Source organism: Glutamicibacter sp. MCAF14, assembly GCF_052114325.1.
Classification (GTDB): domain Bacteria; phylum Actinomycetota; class Actinomycetes; order Actinomycetales; family Micrococcaceae; genus Glutamicibacter; species Glutamicibacter arilaitensis.
The window spans coordinates 248,874-269,969 of the sequence record NZ_JBFREO010000004.1; the positions used below are offsets into that span (position 1 = coordinate 248,874).

General features: G+C 61.8%; 11 protein-coding genes. 9 read left to right on the forward strand and 2 right to left on the reverse strand.

The genetic code is table 11. The features are described from left to right. Window positions 1–9: 9 nt before the first annotated feature. The 4 genes from AB4Y71_RS08660 to AB4Y71_RS08675 all read left to right on the forward strand — a co-directional run bounded on the left by AB4Y71_RS08660 (window position 10) and on the right by AB4Y71_RS08675 (window position 9,109). Entirely contained in the window at window positions 10–5,466 is a 5,457-nt protein-coding gene (locus AB4Y71_RS08660; protein WP_441719639.1) for a PKD domain-containing protein, read from the forward strand. A gap of 244 nt (window positions 5,467–5,710) precedes the next feature. Further along, the gene (locus tag AB4Y71_RS08665) at window positions 5,711–6,445 is read left to right on the forward strand and encodes a CDP-alcohol phosphatidyltransferase family protein (RefSeq protein WP_441719642.1); all 735 of its coding nucleotides are present in this window, start codon (window positions 5,711–5,713) and stop codon (window positions 6,443–6,445) included. Continuing rightward, complete coding sequence (locus AB4Y71_RS08670; protein ID WP_441719644.1) at window positions 6,438–7,823, forward strand: Wzz/FepE/Etk N-terminal domain-containing protein; 1,386 nt, start codon at window positions 6,438–6,440, stop codon at window positions 7,821–7,823. Before AB4Y71_RS08665 ends, AB4Y71_RS08670 begins: the two co-directional genes overlap by 8 nt. Window positions 7,824–7,825: 2 nt before the next feature. Then, window positions 7,826–9,109 carry an O-antigen ligase family protein gene (locus AB4Y71_RS08675; protein WP_441719647.1) on the forward strand — a complete coding sequence of 428 codons (1,284 nt, stop codon included), beginning with the start codon at window positions 7,826–7,828 and terminating at the stop codon, window positions 9,107–9,109. A 78-nt stretch (window positions 9,110–9,187) separates the two neighbouring features. Here the strand turns inward: AB4Y71_RS08675 and AB4Y71_RS08680 are convergent, their stop codons facing one another. Next, window positions 9,188–11,746 (reverse strand): right-handed parallel beta-helix repeat-containing protein, encoded by a 2,559-nt coding sequence (locus AB4Y71_RS08680; protein WP_441719650.1) that lies wholly within the window; start codon window positions 11,744–11,746, stop codon window positions 9,188–9,190. Between the two features lie 379 nt (window positions 11,747–12,125). Here AB4Y71_RS08680 and AB4Y71_RS08685 point away from each other — a divergent pair, with 379 nt between their 5' ends. The 5 genes from AB4Y71_RS08685 to AB4Y71_RS08705 all read left to right on the forward strand — a co-directional run bounded on the left by AB4Y71_RS08685 (window position 12,126) and on the right by AB4Y71_RS08705 (window position 19,668). Next, complete coding sequence (locus tag AB4Y71_RS08685; protein ID WP_134780385.1) at window positions 12,126–13,313, forward strand: DUF1972 domain-containing protein; 1,188 nt, start codon at window positions 12,126–12,128, stop codon at window positions 13,311–13,313. Window positions 13,314–13,421: 108 nt separating this feature from the next. After that, on the forward strand, window positions 13,422–13,862 hold the full coding sequence (locus AB4Y71_RS08690; RefSeq protein ID WP_441720578.1) for an adenylyltransferase/cytidyltransferase family protein: 441 nt from the start codon (window positions 13,422–13,424) through the stop codon (window positions 13,860–13,862). Between the two features lie 19 nt (window positions 13,863–13,881). Beyond that, the gene (locus tag AB4Y71_RS08695; RefSeq protein ID WP_441719653.1) at window positions 13,882–14,631 is read left to right on the forward strand and encodes a hypothetical protein; all 750 of its coding nucleotides are present in this window, start codon (window positions 13,882–13,884) and stop codon (window positions 14,629–14,631) included. Then, window positions 14,628–18,152, forward strand: coding sequence for a PKD domain-containing protein (locus AB4Y71_RS08700; RefSeq protein ID WP_441719655.1), 3,525 nt, complete (start codon window positions 14,628–14,630; stop codon window positions 18,150–18,152). The genes AB4Y71_RS08695 and AB4Y71_RS08700 overlap by 4 nt, the downstream gene beginning before the upstream one ends. A gap of 70 nt (window positions 18,153–18,222) precedes the next feature. Next, window positions 18,223–19,668: a glycerophosphodiester phosphodiesterase gene (locus AB4Y71_RS08705; RefSeq protein ID WP_441719659.1), complete on the forward strand. Its 1,446-nt coding sequence runs from the start codon at window positions 18,223–18,225 to the stop codon at window positions 19,666–19,668. Window positions 19,669–19,692: 24 nt separating this feature from the next. Here AB4Y71_RS08705 and AB4Y71_RS08710 read toward each other — a convergent pair whose 3' ends face one another. Further along, the gene (locus AB4Y71_RS08710; RefSeq protein ID WP_441719662.1) at window positions 19,693–20,778 is read right to left on the reverse strand and encodes a glycosyltransferase; all 1,086 of its coding nucleotides are present in this window, start codon (window positions 20,776–20,778) and stop codon (window positions 19,693–19,695) included. Between the last annotated feature and the right edge of the window lie 318 nt (window positions 20,779–21,096).

Consider the following 21,096-nt stretch of genomic DNA (forward strand, 5'->3'; position numbering starts at 1 on the left):
ATGAACGGAATGGACATGGAAGAGCAGCAGATTACTGCAGGGCGGCGCACACCCGTGCGGCGATTCACACGGGTGCTGGCTTCGGTTGCCTCGGCTGTGCTGGTCATTGCCGGCCTGAGCGCAGTTCCGGCGATGGCCGCTGGCGAAGAAGAAATAGTGCTGCCCGAGACGGTCAGTGCAAATCACCTTCCTACCCCGCAGCTGAACGGCGTGGCCTGGGACCTGCGTGTGCGCGGGAACGTGGCCTATGTGGTCGGCTCGTTCACCCGGGTACGGCCAAGCGGTGTGAACCCTGGCGGTACCGGGGAAGTGGTCCGCAATAACGCCATGGCCTTCAACATCACCAGCGGGCAGATCCTGCCCTGGAACCCGAACTTCAACGCCCCGGTCATGGATATCGAGTTCTCGCCGGATGGAAGCCGATTCTACGCCGGTGGCCAGTTCACCGCCGTCAGCGGCCAGGCCCGCAGCAAGGTCGCTGAATTCACCACTTCCAACGGGGCCTTGACTTCCTTCGCCGCCAGCGTGGGCGGGTCTGTGGAAACCCTCGCAGTGACCAGTGACGCCGTCTACCTGGGCGGCTCCTTCAACTCGGTAGCCAACCAGGTGCGGCGCAATGTCGCCAAGCTGAATCGGGCCAACGCCGAACTGCTGGCGTGGGCACCGGTCACCGATGACATTGTCCATGGCATCATCGCCACCGATCAGAGCGACCGCGTGGTCATTGGCGGGCGCTTCCAGAAAATCAACAACGAGCCCAAGGTCGGCATCGGAGCCGTGAACGAGACTACCGGCCAGCAGGTTCCTTGGAGCTCCGCTCCGGTCCCGGCACGCATCGATGACAATGCACGGGCATGGGTCGTGGACCTGAAACTGGAAAACGGAGTCATCTACGCGGCTAACAATGGCATGGGCTGGCACTGGTTCGACGGCCGGTTTGCCGCCGATTACGCTACCGGAGACCTGGTCTGGCTCGATAACTGCTACGGATCGACCTCTTCGATCACCATCATGGGCGACGTGGTCTACTCCACCCCGCACGCCCACGACTGCTCCTCGGTCAACGGATTCCCCGAGGAGAATCCGATGATCTGGAAACGCGCGTTGGCGGAGACTGCCTTCGCCACCGGCACGGATGCCACCTCGCCGTCGAATAATTCGCTGGTGCGCAATCAGCCGATCCCGACCTTGCTGCACTGGTACCCCTCGATCAACACCGGTACCTACACTGGGCAGTACCAAGGCGGCTGGGCCATGGACAATAACGGGGACTACCTGGTTCTGGGCGGCGAGTTCACCAGGCTGAACAACACCAACCAGCAGGGCCTGGCCGTCTTCGCCAAGCGCTCCCTATCCTCGAATTCCATCCGTCCCGAGTACACCGCGGAGCTCAAGCCATCGGCGATTTCCCAAAGCAGCGGCTCCGTGCGCGTAGCCTGGCCAACCACATGGGATATCGATGACGAAATGCTCACCTACGAGCTGCTGCGCGATAATTCGCTAACCGCCATCGACAGCCAGGAAGTGTCCTCGATCTGGTGGAAGAAGCAGTCGCTGGGCTTCCGCGATGACAGCGTGGCACCGGGCAGCACCCACACCTACCGGGTACGGGTCTCGGACCCGTGGGGCAATAACTACATCGGCCCGCGCTCGGATGCGGTGACCGTCAGCAACAGCGCAGAGAGCGCGTATACGCAGGTCTTGCGCGATACCGGCGCGGATATCTACTATCCGCTGAATGAATCAGGCGGCACCGTGGCTTATGACAACATCGGCTTCGTCGATGCCGATGCCGACGCGGCCTTGCAGCGCGGGGTGCCCGGCGCGATCAGCGACGATGATGCCAGCGGGTTCAGCGGGCAGTCGCTGGCCAGCCGGAATATTGCAACCGCGCCTGACACGTTCACCACCCAGCTGTGGTTCAAGACCCAGAGCGACCAGGGCGGCAAGCTGATTGGCTATGGCAGCTCGGCTACCGGAGATTCCGGAAGCTATGACCGCCATGTCTGGATGGACAATTCCGGACGCCTGCACTTCGGCACATGGCTGGGATGGGCGGCAACGGTCAGTTCCTCGGCCAGCTACAACGACGGGCAGTGGCACCAGCTCACGGCAACTTTGGGCCAAGCGGGAATGCATCTGTACGTTGATGGGCTCAAGGTCGCCGAACGCACCGATGTCAGCAGCGGCCAGGCCTACTCCGGCATGTGGCGCATCGGCGGAGACAACCTCAGCGGCTGGCCGAACCAGCCGTCGAGCAAGACCTTCGACGGCGAGCTGGATGAGGTGGCGATCTTCAATGAGCAAATCGACGCGGCCGCCGTCCTGCAGCTCTTCCAATCCACCGGGCGCACCGCGGACATCCCCGAGCCTCCTGCCGATGCCTACGGCATGGCGGTCTATGGTGATGAACCGCAGATGTACTGGCGCCTGGACGAAACCGAGGGCAACACGGCCAAGGACAGCACGATTGCCCGCAACGACGGGACCATCAACGGCCCGGTCCGCTATGGCGAAGAATCCGCCATCGGCCACGGCACGTCGCTGGGCTTCGGCCAGACCGATGCCGCGGTGGTCTCCAACCGGGCTGTGCAGAACCCGACGGTGTTCTCCACTGAGGCCTGGTTCCGGACAACCACGGGCAGCGGAGGCAAGATCATCGGTTTCGGCAATGCGGCCAGCGGCCTGTCATCCAGCTATGACCGGCATGTCTACATGCGCAATGACGGCACCCTGGTCTTCGGCGTCTATACCGGGGCCGAAAACCTGGTAACCACCGACCGGTCCTACAACGACGGGGACTGGCACCATCTGGTTGCCACGCTGTCCGGCGAGGGCATGAAGCTGTACGTGGATGGCGCGCTCACCGGAACCAACCCGCAAACCGCGGCCGAGCCGTTCAACGGCTACTGGCGCATTGGCGGGGACCGGGTCTGGTCTGGAGCCAGCTCGGCATGGTTCGATGGCGAAATCGACGAGGCCGTGGTCTATGCCAGGGCGCTGTCCCAGGCCGAGGTCAACGAGCACTACGGGATTGCAGGAGAGCCCAACCAGGATCCACTGGCCGAGTTCACCAGCACCAGCCAAGGGCTGGCAGTGGCATTTGACGCCAGCGGATCAACCGATGCCGACGGCACCATCGCCAGCTATGCCTGGGACTTCGGCGACGGGCAAAGCACCACCGTGCAGACCGAAGGAGTGCTTCATGAATACGCCCAAGCCGGCACCTACACGGTGGTGCTGACCATTACCGATGACCGCGGCGGCAGTGCCACCAGTACGCAGCAGATCGAGGCCAAGGCGGTCAACCAGCCGCCGGTAGCCGCGATAGCCAGCGAGCAGGCCGGCTTGAAGGTCAGCCTCAGCGGCTCCGGATCCGCGGATCCGGAGCAGGGGGAACTGTCCTACGAGTGGGACTTCGGTGATGGCAGCCAGAAGGCATCCGGCCAGGATGTGGAGCATGCCTATGGCGCCGACGGTGAATACACGGTGACCCTGGCGGTCACCGACAGCGCTGGGGCCACTGCCCAGGCGCAGAGCACCCTGACGGTGGAAAATGCCGCTCCGGTCGCGGCCATGGAACTGGGTGTTGACGGCCTGGGCATCCAGGTCGATGGCTCTGGCTCCGCAGACCCCGAGGGCGGGGAACTGGAATATGCCTGGGACTTCGGCGACGGAACCGAGGCCTCCGGGGCCGAGGCCGCCCACGAATATGCGGAACCGGGAACCTACGAGGTCACTCTCGTGGTGACCGATGAGCACGGGGCTACCGGCACGGTGTCGAATTCGGTACAGGTCAAGGTGCCCAACGCGGCACCGGAAGCTGCCTTCGAATCCACTGTTGACGGGCTGGCCGCCACCTTCACCGCTGCACCATCGCAGGATGCCGATGGGCAGATCGTGTCCTGGGAATGGGACTTCGGCGACGGGACTACCGGCACTGGGGCCCAGGCCATGCACCAGTACTCAAGCAGCGGAACCAAGACCGTGACCCTGACCGTCACCGACAACGAGGGCGCATCCGGCACCGCTTCCAGCGATGTCGCCGTGCAGGACCCGGCCGAGCTGGATCCGACTGCTGCCTTCAGCTGGGAAGCCGATGAGCTGGCGATCACCGTGGACGCCTCCGATTCGCTGCCGCCGGCAGCTGGCGGGGAGATCACCGGGTACTTGTGGGAGTTCGGAGATGGAACCGAGGCCAACGGAGCGACGGCCAGCCACGACTACGAATCGGCAGGCACCTACTCCGTGACGCTGACAGTCCAGGCCGGGGAACGGGAAAGCACCATCAGCCAGGTGGTCGCAGTGGCCGCCGCCCAAGGTCCGCAGGCGCAGTTCAGCACCTCGGTAGTCGGGCTCGCGCTGAATACCGATGCCTCGGGCAGCACGGCCGGGGATGCGCCGATTACCGGCTACAAGTGGGACTTCGGCGATGGGCAGAGCGCTCTCGGCCAAACTGCGCAGCACCGCTACGCCGAGGACGGCCGGTATACGGTATCCCTGACCGCCAGCGATGGGAACGGGCTGGAATCGCGCACCGAAACGGAAGTGGATGTCCGGAATTCCGCTCCGGCAGCGGCCTTCAGCCTTGAAGTGGACGGACTCCAAGTCCAAGTGGACGGCGCCGCCTCCAGTGATGCCGATGGCCGGATTGCCTCCTACGCGTGGGATTTCGGTGACGGGAACACCGCCAGCGGACAGAACGCATCCCATGAGTATGCAGAGCCTGGCGACTACCCGGTCAAGCTGGTGGTCACCGACGAGGACGGGCTAAGCGCCGAACTGGTCCAGCAGGTGCAGGTCTCGGAAATCGCGGAACCTGCCCTGCTGGTCTCCGATGCCTTTGGCCGCACCGTTTCCGATGGATGGGGTGAAGCAGATACCGGGGGAACCTGGACGCGCCAAGGCTCGTCATCTAACTTCAGCGTGGCCGAAGGCACCGGAAGGATCCGGATGTCCACCGCCGGAAGCGGACCGCTCTCGTGGCTGCCAGCAGGCGTGCGGGAAGGCGATTTGCGCATCAAGCTCAGCCGCGACAAGCAAGCCACAGGCGGAGGCATCTACCAGACGGTGACCATCCGGGACATTCCTGGCGTGGGGGCGTACCGTGCCAAGATCAGGTTCCTGTCCAATGGCTCGGTGGCAGTGACCTTGGAAAAGGTTGTCTCCGGCAGCGTCAGTGCGTTGAGCGCAGAGACCGTCATCGGCCAGGTAGACGGTTCGCCAGGCGAAGCGGTGTGGCTGCGCCTGCAGGCCGAGGGCAGCAGTTCCACCAGCTTGCGGGCCAAGGCCTACAACCAGGGCCAGGATGAGCCGTTGGACTGGCAGCTCAATGCCATCGACTCCACCGCCGCCCTGCAGGCTGAAGGGCGTCTGGGGTTGTCCGTGTACTTGTCCGGCTCGGCGAATAACGCGCCGGTCCAGGGGGGCTTCGACGATCTGGAGGTGCGCGAAATCGTTGACTGAGTCCGGGTGTTCGCGGTTCGTAGCGCCAATGCGGTGCGAAGCGCGAGCGCTGGTTCAGCGGCTTCGCCTAGGAATGGGAATTCGATGGATAGAACAAGGGAAATGAACTAGATTGTACTCAGCCCGGGTTGTCCCCTGGGGATGCGCTGCACAAATGCGGTGCTTGGGGACAGGGCTGAATATCGGGGGCGCTTGCGGCCGATCGCGGCCGCAAGCACATAAGAGTTCACTGGGGAGGACTCACATGCTGCAAGAACAACAAGGATACCGTTGGGCGGTCGCAGAACTGCGCCAGCGGCAGAAAACCAATAAGGGAGCGCCAGCCTACTCGCGCTTCGTCAACAGGCCACTAGGCCGCCGGCTGGCGGCACTGGCCTATCTGCTTCGGTTAACGCCCAATGGCGTGACCGGCATCAGCGCTCTTTGCACGGCTGGCGGACTGGCGGTGATCGCGCTGTTGGAACCGTCCTTCGGCTCTTCGCTGCTGATCACGGCTTTGCTGGTGCTCGGCTACGCGCTGGATTCTGCTGATGGGCAGCTGGCCCGGCTCCAAGGTTCCGGATCCGCTGCCGGCGAATGGCTTGACCATATTGTCGACGCGATCAAGACCGCCGCCCTGCATGCGATGGTGCTGATTTCGTGGTACCGGTTCTACCCGGTAGAAGGCGCCTGGTACCTGGTGCCCATTGCCTACCAGGTCGTGGCCTGCAGCCTGTTCTTCTCCATGATCCTCACCGATCAGCTGCGCAGGCTGTCCTCCGGGAAAACGGGGCACTACCTGCAGGGCCAGGGCAAGAGCTCGGCCCTGTATTCATTGGCCGTCGTGCCTACCGACTTCGGCTTGATCTGCCTGGCCTTCCTGACTCTGTGGCTGCCATCGGTGTTCATTGCCGTATACGTGTTGCTGCTGCTGGCCAATGCAGGTTTCCTGGTACTGGCCTTGAACAAGTGGTACCGGGAGGTGAAGCGCCTTGGTTAAAGCACTTGATTACCGAGATCATCGCACCTGGCCAGCTGCGCCGGAAGTGGGATGGGGGCAGCACGCGCAGCGGGAGGCGGCAGGCATGGATCTGGGTGATTTCCTCTTCGTGCTGCGAACCCGCATGTGGTGGATCGTGGCCAGCACCCTGGCCGGGATACTCGCCTCCATCTTCATCACCCTGGGGATGACCCCGGTCTACACCGCGAAGTCGACCTTGTTCGTCAGCGTCAATTCCAGCCAGGACACGGCCTACGCGCGTGGCCAGTTCGCGCTGCAGCGAGTGGGGTCCTACCCGCAGCTGGTCAATGATCCGAAGCTGATCAACCAGGTGATCCGCGAGCTCGATCTGGATCGCAGTTTCCAGGACGTCAAATCCAATGTGAACGCCACCAATCCGGTCGATACCGTGCTGCTGGCCGTGACGGCGAGGGCCCCGGAGGCCCAGCAGGCCGCGGACATTGCCAATACGGCTGCCGGGCTGCTGGCAAAGTCCATCCAGAAGCTGGAGAACACCGATCCGAAGACGCTCGAAGTCAAAGCCGAGCTGTCCGTGCCGGCTTCGGCACCGCAGTACGCCACCGCACCGCGCAAATCCGTGAACTTGGCGCTGGGCCTGGTCTCGGGAGCCAGCTTGGGATTGCTGCTGGCTCTGGCGTTGCACAAGCTGGATCCACGGATCCTGCGCGGACGCGATGCCGAAAGGCAATTGCGCATGCGCGTACTCGGCACGGTGGCAGCCCGGTCCAAGGACGGCGCCAGTGCAAACCCGGCCGGCATCCAGGTCGGCTACCGCCAGCTGGTATCGAACCTGCTGATGGCCAATGACGGGCGTTTGCCGCAACGCATCCTGGTGCTCAGTACCCGTGCCGATGCGGTTATCGATGGACGCCAGCTCGCCCAGACCCTGGCGGCCATGGGCAAGCGATCGGTGATAGTGCAGGCCGACGGGCAGTTGGAACCATTGGGCCAGGACGGGTCGGATGGCGCGGGCCTGGCCCAGGTTCTCGCCGGTACCAGCGAGCTGCATGATGCGCTCAGGCATATCGAGTCGGTGCCGATGGGCTACCTGCCTGCCGGTCCGCAGCCTGGGACGCTGCGCCGATTCGACGTGTTCGCCGGATTGGACAGCTTGATCGCTTCCCTTGAAGAGGAATTCGACGTGGTGCTCTTCGTTTCCAGCATGGAGGGCCAGCCCCTGGATGCCACGGCAGTGGCCTTGCACAGCGATTGCGTGATCCTCACCGGACGTGAACGGCGCACCACCTACCGCCAGGTGGCCGGTGCCCTGCAGGAGCTGAACGCGGTGCGCGTCGGAGCGACCGGGCTGGTGCTGGTGCGCAAGGCCTCGCGCTTCCGCGGCCGGCGAGGAGCCTGATCATGCCTATGGCCGTCAGCGCGTCCTGGGCGCCGGCGGAGCAGGTCCCGATGCCAAGAAGATACCGGGTTCCGCGCCTGTGGCAGTTGAATCTGCTGTGGATCCTGCTGGTCTTCAGCGTGGTCGCCTGGCGCCAGGGATCGCTGTTCACCGGTGGACTGGACATCGTGGTCGTGCTCAAGGCGCTGCTGCAAAGCGCTGTGCTGTGCTGGGCAATCCTGCTGTGGATGTGGAGCGGCGCCCGCCAGCCGGTGGGTGTGCGCAGCTTCGTGCTGCTCGGCCCGGTGCTGGCCCTGAGCGTGATCGGTGCGATGGCTGAAGGCAATTTCATGGCCTCGGCCATCATCGCGATCCGTGTGGCGATGCTGGCGGCTACGGTGCTGTTCATCATGCGGATCTTCCCGGCCCACCAGGTGCTGCTGGCCATGTGCGTCGGTTTGGCAACAGTTGGAATCATCAGCTCGGCAAGCGGGTTGGCTCTGGGCGGGGGCGGGCGTCTGGCAGGCGGCATCCCACCGCTGAGTCCCAATGAGCTGGCTTTGCTTTCCGGAATCCCGGCACTGGTTCTTTTCCACCAATCGCTGCGCGCGCATGTGCGCTGGTGGCATGTGGGGATGCTGGTGGTGCTCAGCGCCATCCTTCTGCTCTCCGAGTCGCGCACCGCTCTCATCGCGGCTGCTTGCACGGCAGCTGGCATGCTGCTGATGCTTCGACGGGTCCCGATGCAGACCGTAGTGGCGGCGCTGGCTGCCCTTCCGCTGGTGTTCTACCTGGTATTCCTGACTCCGGTATTGCAAAATCTGATGGCTCGCGAGGACAGTGCCTCGGTGATGACCTTGAACTCCCGGACCATCAGCTGGTCGGTCGTGCTGAACCTGCCCAATGATTCGTGGCAGCGGTGGATCGGCGCGGGACTGAGCCAGAAGACCATTGCTGTCGAAGGGCAGTACTGGGATGAGCAGGTTTTCGATTCTTCGTGGATTTCCCTGCTGGCGCAAACTGGGATCATCGGAACGTTCCTCGTGGCCCTCTGGGTTCTGCTCACGGTTTTTGCCGCACTGCGATCGCGCAGGCTGCGCAGCTTGCTGTTCCCGTTGCTGGCCTTCGTGGTCATCCGCAGCGTCATGGAGAACGGGCTGGTGGATGCCGGTGCGCTATTCCTGATTTTCCTGGTCTTCGCCCTGATGCTGGAACCAGCCAGCAACCGTGCGGCGTTGGATTGGGAGCACGCTGCGCCGCTGCAGCGCAAGCAGCCACTAGATCCTCCGGTGGCCAGGGGCAGCTGAGCCCGAAGCCACCGGATCCCGGCATTGCGAAATGCAGAGCCGGGATCCGGTGGCTTCTTTGCCAAACAAGCGCTGGGCTTAGCGCGGGTAATTGCCGATGCGCTTGGAAGCGGGGGATTGGCCAATCAAAGCCGCAATGTCGCTGGGCAACGCAGTAGCATGGCTGTTCTTGCCTGTCACGCTGGTGGTCGGATTATTTGCACTGGTCAGTACCGTGCTGGAAGTGATTTCAAAGGAATTCAGTTCCTCGCCGGTGCCCTTGGAAAAGGCTGGCAAGGTGGTGAACACTGCAGGGTTTCCAGCGCCTTTGGACCAGACGGAGGACCACTTCGGATTCGTGGCGCTGATGCGGTGGTAGGCATTTGACGCCAAGGAGATCTTCATCTGCTGTGCGGTGTAGGTTCCGGAGTAGTCTTCGACGGCAAGAATCGCATTGCCTCCGCCGGTATTGGAGAATACGTTGTTCTTCGCGACGATGTTCTTGTTGATCCAGGTCATGGTGGTGTCGGGGAATGGCTGGCGCGGATCGTGGCCTGGATCGGACTTGGTGGCTGCGCGGCGTGCATCCTGCACGATATTCAGCACCCGGTTCTTGCCGCTGATGGTGTTGTTCCAGATCTTCACATCGCTGGTGTTGTTCAGTTTGAAGGCGAATCCGGAATTCTTGGCGATGCGGTTGTTGGCCACCACGGATTTTGCGGAGATTTCCAAGGACAGTCCGTGCCCGGTATTGGAGACCATGTCGTTATTGAGCACCTTGGAATCGTAGACCGATTCGTCCAACCAAAGTCCCGGACCGTAGTTGCTGTTGAGCTTGGAATTCTTCACCGTCACACCGCGGGTGCGTCCGATCTTCAGCCCGCCGGAGACAGGCGAAGTGTTGAACCGCTCGTGGTTATTGCCTGTGGAGGCCAGTTTGTTGACGACCAGTCCGTCAGCGTACACGGCGTTCATGCCCAGCATGCCGCTGCGCTGGATCTTCACGTTGCTCACGGTGTTCTTCACAGCGCTGACGTTCAAACCCGTGGTTGCCGTATCCTCGATGGTCAGGTTCTGCACAGTGATGCCCGGCTTCTCCGCGGTGACCGCACCCATGTCGGGCACCGAAGGAGCGAACTTGCGCACATTGATACCCGAAACGCTGGAATTGCCGCTGCGGATGCTCAGCGCCTTGACCAGCGTGGAAGCCCGCACGGTCTTTCCGGACGGGTCGGTACCAAGGTGCAGCTTGTTATTGGCGCGGTCCACGTAGAAGGCGCCCGGCTTGAGCTTGGAAGCCGAGGATACCTGGGTCTGCTTGGTCCCGTTGATCCATACTTGGTCGGGATGGGCGGCCATGGGATAGCTGGAATTGATGAAGCCCCATGATTCAGCGGTATTGTCTGTGGCCCCGCGGTTGTAGGTCGGGCTGGTATCGAAATCGTAGTTCCAGCCGGTTTTCACCCACCCATTGCTTGCAGCGGTGAAGCCCGTGACCGTCTTCGAGCCATCGAGCCAGACTGTTTCTCCCGGGTATTCGCGCAGCTTGATGCTCTTGGATGCAGGAATCACTACCGACTCGTGATAGCTGCCGCCACGGACCACGACGGTCTGCCCGCTGGCGGCTTTCGAAATGGCCTTGGAAATGGTGCGCAGCGGCGCTGCAGCTTTGCCGGTGGAGGCATCATTGCCGGATGCGGAAACATAAAGTGCAGTGGACGGGATGGCACTCAGGGTTCCGCTCAGCGGCGATTGTTCATTCAGAGTGGTGTTCTCGGAGCTGAGCTCGGTTCCTCTGGCATCTGGTGCTGCGTCGGGAGTTGGGGAAGGCGATGGGGCAGGTGCCGGTGCCGGTGCAGGTTCTTGAACAGCCGAACGCGCTACCAGATTATCAACGTGCAAACCGGAGTTCTTCGTGGCGCTGGCCGAAAGGTAGCCGCCTATGCGCAAGCTGCCTTTGGCCGAGGCCAGGGCAGTGGACGCGTCTTCTGCTTCCAGCTGCCATTCGGGGACGCTGCTGCCGGATTCGAAGGCCCGGGCCTTGAGCGACGCCGTGCTGCTGCCGGTAACAGCGAAGTCAACGTGGTACGCGGTACCCGGGTCGGCCGACGCGCTGATCTGCTGTGAGCCGAGCATGATTTTTTTCCCGTTCACGGTCCGTGAAATCTCCAAGGACAGGTTCCTTGTGCTTTTCAGCCGTAGCGAAGCGGTGTACTCGCCATCAGCGGTTTTCCGGGCACCAAGGTGCGCATAGGAAGAACCCGTGCTGGGCAGCGAGTCGAAGGAAATATCCATGCCGGCCTGAATGTCCGAAGCGTTAACAGCCGCGGTGGCATGGGTGAGCTTGCCGGGCAGCAAGGTCATTTCAGCCTGGGAACCATCCACTGCGAAACGGCTTGCACTGTTGGTGGAGTAGGCGACTCCATTTGCGCCAGAACCCCAGCCGGAACCAATGGTGCGGGTCATGGCGTCGGCAATGAATGTGGTCGAAGCGGCCGCGGGCACAGGGTTCAAGGCGCTGGCAACCACGCTGCACGCGGCGGCCAAGGCCAGGGCCGCGATCACGCGCGGACGGTGGGAAGCGGGGTCGGTCTTATTCAGAGCGAGGGGAAAGTTGTTCTTGGGGGGAAAGGTCTGCAATGGATCCTCGGAGCTCAACCCGTGCTCCCCAGCAAAACAGGCCCTGCTCATCTAATAATGGCGTCGGTTACAGGGTCGCGCGGGCCCTGCTGTAAATGGTGGCATGGATTGAACCGTTATTCAATCGTGATGTTTCTCTCTCAATTCATGGATTTGAATGCTGACGAGGAAACTTACCCAGTGATGAGTGAGTATTCCTGGCATCCTCGAACAAGTAATTCGCGGGTAACGCGAGTACCGGCGTACTCGTGCGCAGCATCGTTGCGCCACATATGCTCGGTGGATGAGGAACGCATGCTTGCGGCATGTTCCGGAACTCGCCGTTGATTTTGGGGATCGACGCCGTTGCGGCAGGCAAGCTGACGTTGATTCTGCTGTTTAAATTTGGGGGAACAGAATGCAACGCACCGAGCACCATGACGCGCGCGCCAAACTGCGCATCGCATTGATTGGAACCAGGGGAGTACCTGCACGCTATGGCGGTTTCGAGACCGCCATTGAAGAGGTGGGGCGCCGGCTGGCCGATCAAGGGCACGAAGTTACCGTATATTGCCGCGGTACCGCCAAGGATGAGCGTAGGAGCGAGTACCTTGGCATGAAGCTGGTGCATTTGCCTGCCATGAGGCGACGGAGCTTGGAAACGCTGAGCCATACGGCTTTGTCGGTGGTCCATGCCCTCTTCAACCGCCCGGACGCTGCAATTGTCTTCAATGCAGCCAATGCGCCGATGCTCCCTTTGCTCGGCTTGGGGAGGATTCCCGTTGCCACGCACGTGGACGGATTGGAATGGAAACGGGCCAAGTGGGGACCGGTCGGACAGAAGTACTACCGGTTATGCGAGCGCCTCTGCGTCTGGTGGAGCAGGGAATTGATTGCCGATGCCCGGGGCATCGCTGACTATTACACCTCGGAATTCTCCCGGGCTACGAGGCTCATTACCTATGGGGCACCGCAGATTCCCCAGACTCCTGCCTCCAAATTGGCCGCGCTCGGCTTGGAATCAGGAAAGTTCCATCTGGTGGTGGCCCGTTTCGAGCCGGAGAACCACGTGGAAATGATTGTCCTCGGCTATGGCCAGTCGCAGGCCCGACTCCCGCTGGTGGTTGTTGGTTCGGCTCCTTACGCCGAGCAGTATACGCAGCAGGTTCACGCCGCGGCCACGGATCAAGTCCGCTTCCTGGGCGGGGTGTGGGACCAGCAGCTGCTGGACGAGCTCTATGCCCATGCGCTGGCGTACTGGCACGGGCATTCGGTCGGCGGCACCAACCCATCATTGCTCAGGGCCTTGGGCGCCGGTACGGCAATCAATGCCTATGACGTGAATTTCAACCGCGAAGTGGCCCAGGCAGCCGGCGAATACTTCAACGACTCTGGATCGGCAGCCCGTTTATTCGAGCGCACCGAGTCGCAAGAGGATGCCGTACGCCTGCGTGCCCAGCTGGCCCGGGAGCGGGCCAAGGACTACGACTGGGGTGACGTTGCCCGGGCATACGAGAACCTGTGCTGGGAGCTGGCCGGTGCAGCCAAGCTCCCCGAGGACCTTGAAGCCCAGCCGTCTGCGGAAACTGGTTTTCGCGGCGTCTAGGGACTGGGCCGGACTTCCAGGAAGCAATCAAGTGCCAAGCCATGGGGATGGCTTGGACGCTATGGGGAAACGAATCAGCAATTGGTTCATAAGAAATTGGGGAAGATCATGATTATCGGGTACGCCGCAGGCGCCTTCGACCTGTTCCATGTCGGGCACCTTAATATACTCAGGCAAGCCAAATCCAGATGCGACTACCTCGTTGCCGGCGTAGTCAGCGATGAAAGGCTGCTCCTGACCAAAGGACGACGGCCCGTAATACCGGAAAGCGAAAGACTGGATATCGTCTCGTCAATCGGCTTCGTGGATAAGGCAGTGCTCGACTTCCACCACGATCGGTTGCGGACTTGGGAAGATGTCGGATTCGACGTGTTCTTCAAAGGAGATGACTGGAAAGGCACGCAAGGCGGAAAGGAATTGGAAGAGCTCTTTGCCGCCGTCGGAGTCAAAGTCGAATACTTCCCGTACACCGTACATACATCGAGCACCAAGCTCAGAGTGGCCCTGGGGCAGCTGAGTCCTCCACCAATACGGGCTCAGCGGGCCTGAGCGCGGAACCAGGCAAATCATGGAACGTGCGAAAGCAGCAGGCCCAGGGGCCTGCAGTTATGACGGCGCCAAGTTGCGCATTCTCCTGATGCTTCTCCTGCTCGGATGCGCCCTGGCTTCCTGCATGGCGCAGCCAGCAGCTCTGCCGGAAGCAGCCGTACCCGGACAACCCGCGGAAACTACATTGGCGGCCATCGACAAGCAGCTGCATGAATCCGCTTTGGCGCCGCCCGCCTCCGAAGAGAAGAAGGCCGCTGAAGTATCTGGGAAATCCGCTCCGGCCGAGAAGCCAGGGAAGTCTTCGTGGAAGAAGGACAAGGACGCGCAAAAAGTGGCCCCGGATGACCCGGCCGCCGGCAAGCTGCCAGCCACAGCCAAGACGGTGGACCTTGCTGATGATGTCCAAGCAGGTCCGCAGGCGAAGATGCGGATCAAGCACATCGAGCAAACCAAGTCCGAAGCAGAAGGCATCGGGGAAATTGCCGGTGCCGCTACGTTGGTTGAAATCGAGTTGTCCAACGACGGGACCACCACGCTGGACTTGGACAAGGCCCAATTGCGCCTGTTCTACGGCGAGGACCTGGAACCGGCAGCCTTGCTCACCGACGCACGCAGCACCGTTCTTCCTGCACAACTGGCAGCCGGCAAAAAGGCCGTTGCCACCTATCTATTCAGTGCCCAGACAGAATCCGCAACTTTCGTGACCCTCGAATTCGAAACCGGCGCTACCAAGAAAATCCAACAGCTCGCAGGTGAGGTATCGCCTTGATCCGCAGATCCGCCCCGGCCATCGTCCGACGGGCCATAACCATGTTCGCAGCAATCGCGCTGATGGCCGCTGCCTCCTTGGCGGTGCCACCAGCGCTTGCAGATAGCGTGCCGGCGGATCCCGCAGATCCGCTGACCCCCACGACGGTTACCGCCGATGCCCTGCCGACCGTCCAGATCGACGGCGTGGTCTGGAGCCAGGTGGTCATTGGCAACACGGTGTACGCAGGAGGAAGCTTCGCTACCGCGCGTCCTGCAGGTGCTGCGGCTGGGACGCAAACTGCAACGCGCAAGAACATCCTGGCCTACGACATCCGTACTGGAGAACTGATAGACAGCTTTGCTCCGGAATTCAATGCCCAAGTACTTGCTCTTGCAGCTTCTCCGGATGGCAGCCGGCTCTACGTTGGCGGGGACTTCACCACCGTGGACGGGCAAAGCGCCTCCCGCATTGCGGCACTTGATCCGGCTACCGGAGAACGCATCGAGGAATTCGACCCGCAGCCCTCCAACTCCGTACGCAGCATTGTCGCCACGGACACCACCGTGTACCTGGGCGGTTCCTTCTTCCGCATCGGGGAGGCCTGGCGCGAGCAAGCGGCTGCATTGCGTGCCAGCGACGCCGCCCTCCTGTCGTTCAGGCCAGTGGTCGCAGGAGGGCACGTCGAGTCCATGTCGCTGTCGCCCGATGGGACAAAGCTGGCCTTGGGAGGCAAATTCACGCAGGTGAACTCGACCAGCGACTTCGCCAACGGCTTAGCCGTCGTGAGCACCGAGACCAGCGCGAAGTTCTCCTATCCGGCAGCCTCGCATGTCCGCAACGGCGGGGAGACCGGATCCATCACGTCGATCGCCTCGGATCAGGACACTTTCTACGCCAGCGGCTACACGTTCGGACGGGACACCACACTGGAAGGCGTGGTGGCCATCAAATGGGCAGATCTCGAAACACGCTGGGTGGAGGACTGCCACGGGGATACCTACTCCGTGCACGCTACCGGAGATCTGCTCTACCTTGCCGGCCATCCGCACTATTGCGGAAACATCGACGGCTTCGCCCAGGAACCCAGCTGGCAGTACAACCGCGCCATGGCCTTCAGCAAGGAAACGGCTGGAACTATCGACCGTGAAATCCACGGCTATACCAATTTCGAGGGCCTGCCGCATCCGCAGCTGCAGACCTGGTTCCCGGCATTGAGCACCGGCACCTACACCGGGCAGAGTCAGGGACCGTGGAGCGTCACCGGCAACGACCAGTACATCGTCTACGGTGGTGAATTCCAGCGGGTGAACTACAAGAACCAGCAGGGCCTGGTCCGCTTCGTAATACGCGATTTGGCCCCCAACGACAGGGGGCCGCTGCCTAGCGGAGAGGACTTCGTTCCGACCTTGAGCTCCACCACGGCAGGCCAAGTGCGCATCCGCTGGCAAGCCGCTTCGGATATGGACAACGGGACCCTGACCTACAAGGTTATCCGCGACGGGGCGAATAATTCTCCCATCCACACTGTCAAAGCCGACTCGACTTTCTGGATGCGCCAAGGAATGTCCTTCGTGGACAAGGACGTGGAACCCGGAAGCACGCACAGCTACCGGATCTTTGCCGTGGATCCCACCGGACGGGAGGCACGCAGCACCACCGAAAGCATCACTGCCGCCCGCGAGACCACTGCATCCACCGCATACGAAAAAGTGATCAGGGCCGACAAGCCCAAGGCCTACTGGCCTTTCGGAGCAGCTGACAACTCCACTGCCCTCGATGCAGCCGGGAGCGAAGACCTGCAGCTGGCAGGAAATGCAGGCGTCGATTCCTCATCAGCCATCGCCGGGGGAAATGGCAGCAGCCTGTCACTTGGCGGCAGCGGGGCGCAGGACATGGTTCGCTGGAAGCGTCCGCAGGAATTCACAACCGAACTGTGGTTCAAGGCCTCGCCCCTGCATCGCGGCCGGCTCATCGGCTATGGCAACGGGCAGAACGCAGATTCAACCGATCATGACCGGCTGACCTATTTGAATTCCCTTGGACGGTTGTCCTTCGGCGTGACCGAACGCGGCGCTCGCCGAGTGATCACCTCTTCGGGGATCTACAACGACAACAAGTGGCATCACGTGGTCTCAAGCCTGGGACAAGACGGGATGCGCCTGTACGTGGACGGGCAGCAAGTAGCTTCGCGCGCAAGCACCAAATCCGCACTGGAGCTCGACGGCTTCTGGCGGCTGGGCAATGACCGGGTCACCGGATGGAGCTCGGCGCCTACGGGAGGTTTCACCGGACGCGTCGACGAAGCCGCGATCTACGGCAAGCAGCTGAGCCCGGCGGTGGTGGCGAACCACTACCAGGCCGGCATCGGCCAAGCGGCCAATGCCACTCCGTCGGCAGAATTCACCCATGAGGTCCACGACCAGCAGCTCACCGTGGATGCGTCGGGTTCCACAGATCCCGACGGCACCATTGCCGGCTATGGATGGGACTTCGGAGACGGAAACAGCACTGAAGGCATCACCGCCGGGCATGGCTACGCAGAACCCGGAACCTATCAGGTGAAACTGACGGTCACCGATGACGCGGGCGCGAAGGATACGGCCACCAAGCAGGTCACCATCCTGCCGCCGCCAGAACCGAACCGGCCTCCGGAAGCGGCCTTCGAAATCACGGAAGTGGACGGGCTGGACATCACGGTTGATGCCTCGCAGAGTTCCGATCCCGATAACGATGAGCTCAGCTACCGATGGTCCTTCGGCAACGGAAGCGGCTGGCTAGCGGGATCAGCAGTTGAATCGTTCAGCTACACCGAGCCAGGCGAGTATACGATTACCTTGGAAGCCAGCGATCCGGAAGGGCTGGTGGATACCCGCACCGAAACGGTGAAGGTCACGCTGCCGCCAAGGCCGGTGGCAGTTGACGCCTTCGGCCGCACGGCCACGGGCAATTGGGGTGCTGCCGATACCGGAGGCACGTGGACGCGGACCGGATCCGCGGGGACCGCCAACGTCGCCGGGGGAATGGGCCAGCTTCTTGGCCTGAACCCCGGTTCAGGCCCGGCGGTTCACCTGCCGGTGGTCGACAGCACCACCACGGAAGCCGCTATCCAGGTCCAGCTTGATAAGCAGCCTACCGGCAATGGCACCTATGTCTCCTTCTCGCCGAGGTATCTGGGCAATGCGAACCAGTACTATCTCAAGAGCCAATTCACCTCCTCGGGCGGCATCCAGATCCAGCTGATTCGTGCTGTAGGCGGTGCAGAGAGCATCCTGGACACGCAGTACCAGTCTTCCTTCGGCTACCAGGCCGGTGAAGCGGTCCACTTGAAGCTGTCCGTGACGGGCACGAATCCGACGCAGCTGGCGGCAAAGATCTGGGCCGCTTCGGACAGCGAACCAGCTGACTGGCAGCTCAACGCCAGCGACTCGACCAGCGAGCTGCAAGTCCAAGGCGGCATAGGCCTGCGCCTGTATCTCTCCGGCTCGACCACCAATGCGCCGGTGACCGTGTCCTTCGACAACCTGTCGGTGATCGGGTAGCAAGGATCCAATCAATGCCATACCCGCCAAGGCCCAGGCCTTGGCGGGCATGGGCTGCCGAGGGGGCACCATGGAAATCGGAACCGCAGGACAGCACGGGGTCAGCCGCCGCACCTTCTTGGGCCTGGCTGCCAGCACGTTCGTGCTGGCAGGGTGCTCAAGGGAACTGGTGGCCAAGAACGCCGCGCCCAAGGTGGCCAGCGCGGCGGACCTGCTGGGGCAGGACCTCTTCTATATTGCCCACCGCGGTTCGGGAGACAACTGGACCGAGCATACGCTGGCGGCCTACAGGCAAGCTCTGGCCCACGGTGCGCAGGCCATCGAGATCTCGGTGCACCGGAGCAAGGACGGACAGTTCATTTGCCACCATGACACCAGCTTGCAGCGCCTTTGCGGAGTCCCGCAGCTGATCAGCGAAACCGGGTGGGACCAGCTCGAAGGACTGCACAACGATGCCCGCCAATGGCTTGGACCGAAAGCGGCCTTGGAGCCCATCGCGCTTCTGGACACCGTTCTGGATGAGCTGGCAGGCCAGGCGGTCCTGTTCATCGAGGACAAGAGCGGACAGCATGCCGCCGAGCTGATCGAGAAGATTGCCGCTTCCCGGGTTCCTGTTGGATCAACGGTGTGGAAGCAGCCGGCAACCGGCACCGGAGCCGAACTGGCAGCGGCCGCCGGAATGAAGACCTGGGGCTACTTCGCCCCGGAGAATTTCGCCGAGATTGAAAAGCTTGCCAGTGGCTTCGATGCCATAGGAATCCATGATTCTGCTGATCCGGGCACCATTGAACGAGCAGTGGCCAGCGGGCTGCCGGTAATCTGCTGGGAAGTGCACCGGAGAAGCCAAAGAGACTTTCTGGCAAGGCGAGGCGTCCGGGGAATGATGTGCTCGAACCTGCCGTATGTGACTTCCTCACCGCAAGCTGTCCCCATGGCTGCCGACGGCTTCTCCAGCGGTTTGCGGTCCACCGGTGATCTGCCGGATGTGCTCACCTGGAAAGCCCAGCCGCAGATCGCGGCGGCGGAGGGCCTGCTCACGCTGGGTGAATCCCGCAAGGCTACCTATGTCCTGGGCTCCATGGCCTCAGCAGGAGGCGGTAATTGGCGATTGAAAGCCCAGATCCGCTGGCCGCAGCGGGGAGAGCAGAACCAGATTGCCGGCATGGCCTTCGGTTTGCCGACGGATGAACCCTACCGGGCATTCGAAAATTCGCAGGCAGAGGGATTCCATCTTCAGCTTGAAAGCCGCGGAGAAGTTTCACTGTGGCGCGCTGCCGGCAAAAGTCCGCAGAATCTGGGCAGGGCAGCATTCAGTGCGCCGGTTGAGGGCGGATGGACCGCGATCGAGCTGTCGATGACGGATGGACGGATTCTGGTCCAATGCGGTGGCGATGCATTGGCGACGCAGCTGGGCGAATCCGTTGCGCTTGGCTACGTGAACCTGCTGAATCTGATACCGGGCGGACATCGTGTGGACTTCCGCAAGGTGTCGCTCGAAGTTGATGCATCGGCGTGAGAGGGACCCTCATGGCCCTCGAACCTATTTCGATGCGAGAAGCGATTTCAAGGCAGAATCAATGCGCTGCCCGAAAAGCTCGGGGTCGTGGACTTCGCGCGCCGCCACCGCCGACTGCTTAGCTGATCTCCGGAATTTCTGCCACTCGATGAGGATCTTCTCGATGGCCGCCGCCAGCTGCTGTGGATTTCCGGGTTCAACGAGCACTGCGCTGGAATACGGTTCCACGGCTTCCTGCAAGCCTCCGATGCGGGAGGCAACGACCGGACGCTGGGCGAGGATGGCTTCCACCGCGGTGTTCCCGAAGGACTCCTCGAGCTGTGCGGGAACGATAGCGATGTCCGCGGTATCGTAATGCGGCCAGACATCGGACTGGAATCCCAAGAACTCCACCAGTTCGGGTCGTGGAAGTGCATCAACTCTCTTCGTGAGCGCCTGTTCAAAGGCCTCGTTGCCTTCGAAAACAGCTCCGACCAAGCTCAGCGACACGTCCACTCCCTGCAGTTGCAGGATCTTCACGGCATCGAGCAGAACCAGCAGCCCTTTGCGTTCCGAGAGCCGTCCAACGTAGAGCAACCGCAAGGGACCGTCAATTTTCCGCCTGGCTGGCGCCGGATCAGCAGGACCTGCGATGCCGTTGTAGATCACTTGGCTGTACTTCTGCGCCCAAGGCACGTGCTGGAAGTACGCGGCACTGGTGAAGCGGCTATTGGTAATGATCCTGTGGGCGAATGTTCCGGGCAGCGACAAGCCCAAGCGCATTGGCTTGGGGGCATGGGATTCGGACTCGTGCACGTGCAAGGCAACCTTGTGCCCCGAAAGGCGGGCATAGGCGACCCACAAGGGGATGATGGTGGTGTTCACCAAGACGGTAGATGGTTTTGTGCTCTTGAGCAGACCATGCATCTGGCGCAAGCCTTGGAGTGTGTCTTTGGCCAACCCCAAAGCGCCGCGCAGAGTGAAGATTGACTTGCGCAGTACTGGAGTATTGCAGACCATGACTTTGGCGCCGTGTTCACGCAAGGCCGAGGCCAGAGGCCCTTCGCTGGGAAGGCCGACGGTGACTTCCCAATTGCCCCGCAGCAAGCCCTTGACGTCTTCCAGCAGCATTCTGTCGGATCCATATAATTCTGAACCTGGATGTGCTACTACGATATTTTGATTCGATGCCTTTGCCCCCATGGAATGATCTTCCCATCCAAACTTGATATCCGATAGGAGCAGCCAGCGTCAGCTATGGTTTCCAAGTAAAAGTAGGGGGCTGCAAAATACGCGTCAGCGATGAAGCAAATTTGATGTGCACCTGGGTGTGTGACAATGCGAGAGAGGAAATTTTGTACGAAAATCCAGAGTTCCGCATAGGCATCCCTTACATCCTAACCAATAAGTGAAAGTTTTCACAAAGTCGGATTTTCCCTGCGTAACATG

Coding starts and splice junctions, on each gene's coding strand:
- AB4Y71_RS08660 (WP_441719639.1), top strand. CDS start 10: ATGGACATGGAAGAGCAGCAGATTACTGCAGGGCGGCGCACACCCGTG.
- AB4Y71_RS08665 (WP_441719642.1), top strand. CDS start 5,711: ATGCTGCAAGAACAACAAGGATACCGTTGGGCGGTCGCAGAACTGCGC.
- AB4Y71_RS08675 (WP_441719647.1), top strand. CDS start 7,826: ATGCCTATGGCCGTCAGCGCGTCCTGGGCGCCGGCGGAGCAGGTCCCG.
- AB4Y71_RS08685 (WP_134780385.1), top strand. CDS start 12,126: ATGCAACGCACCGAGCACCATGACGCGCGCGCCAAACTGCGCATCGCA.
- AB4Y71_RS08690 (WP_441720578.1), top strand. CDS start 13,422: ATGATTATCGGGTACGCCGCAGGCGCCTTCGACCTGTTCCATGTCGGG.
- AB4Y71_RS08695 (WP_441719653.1), top strand. CDS start 13,882: ATGGAACGTGCGAAAGCAGCAGGCCCAGGGGCCTGCAGTTATGACGGC.
- AB4Y71_RS08705 (WP_441719659.1), top strand. CDS start 18,223: ATGGAAATCGGAACCGCAGGACAGCACGGGGTCAGCCGCCGCACCTTC.
- AB4Y71_RS08710 (WP_441719662.1), bottom strand. CDS start 20,778: ATGCTGCTGGAAGACGTCAAGGGCTTGCTGCGGGGCAATTGGGAAGTC.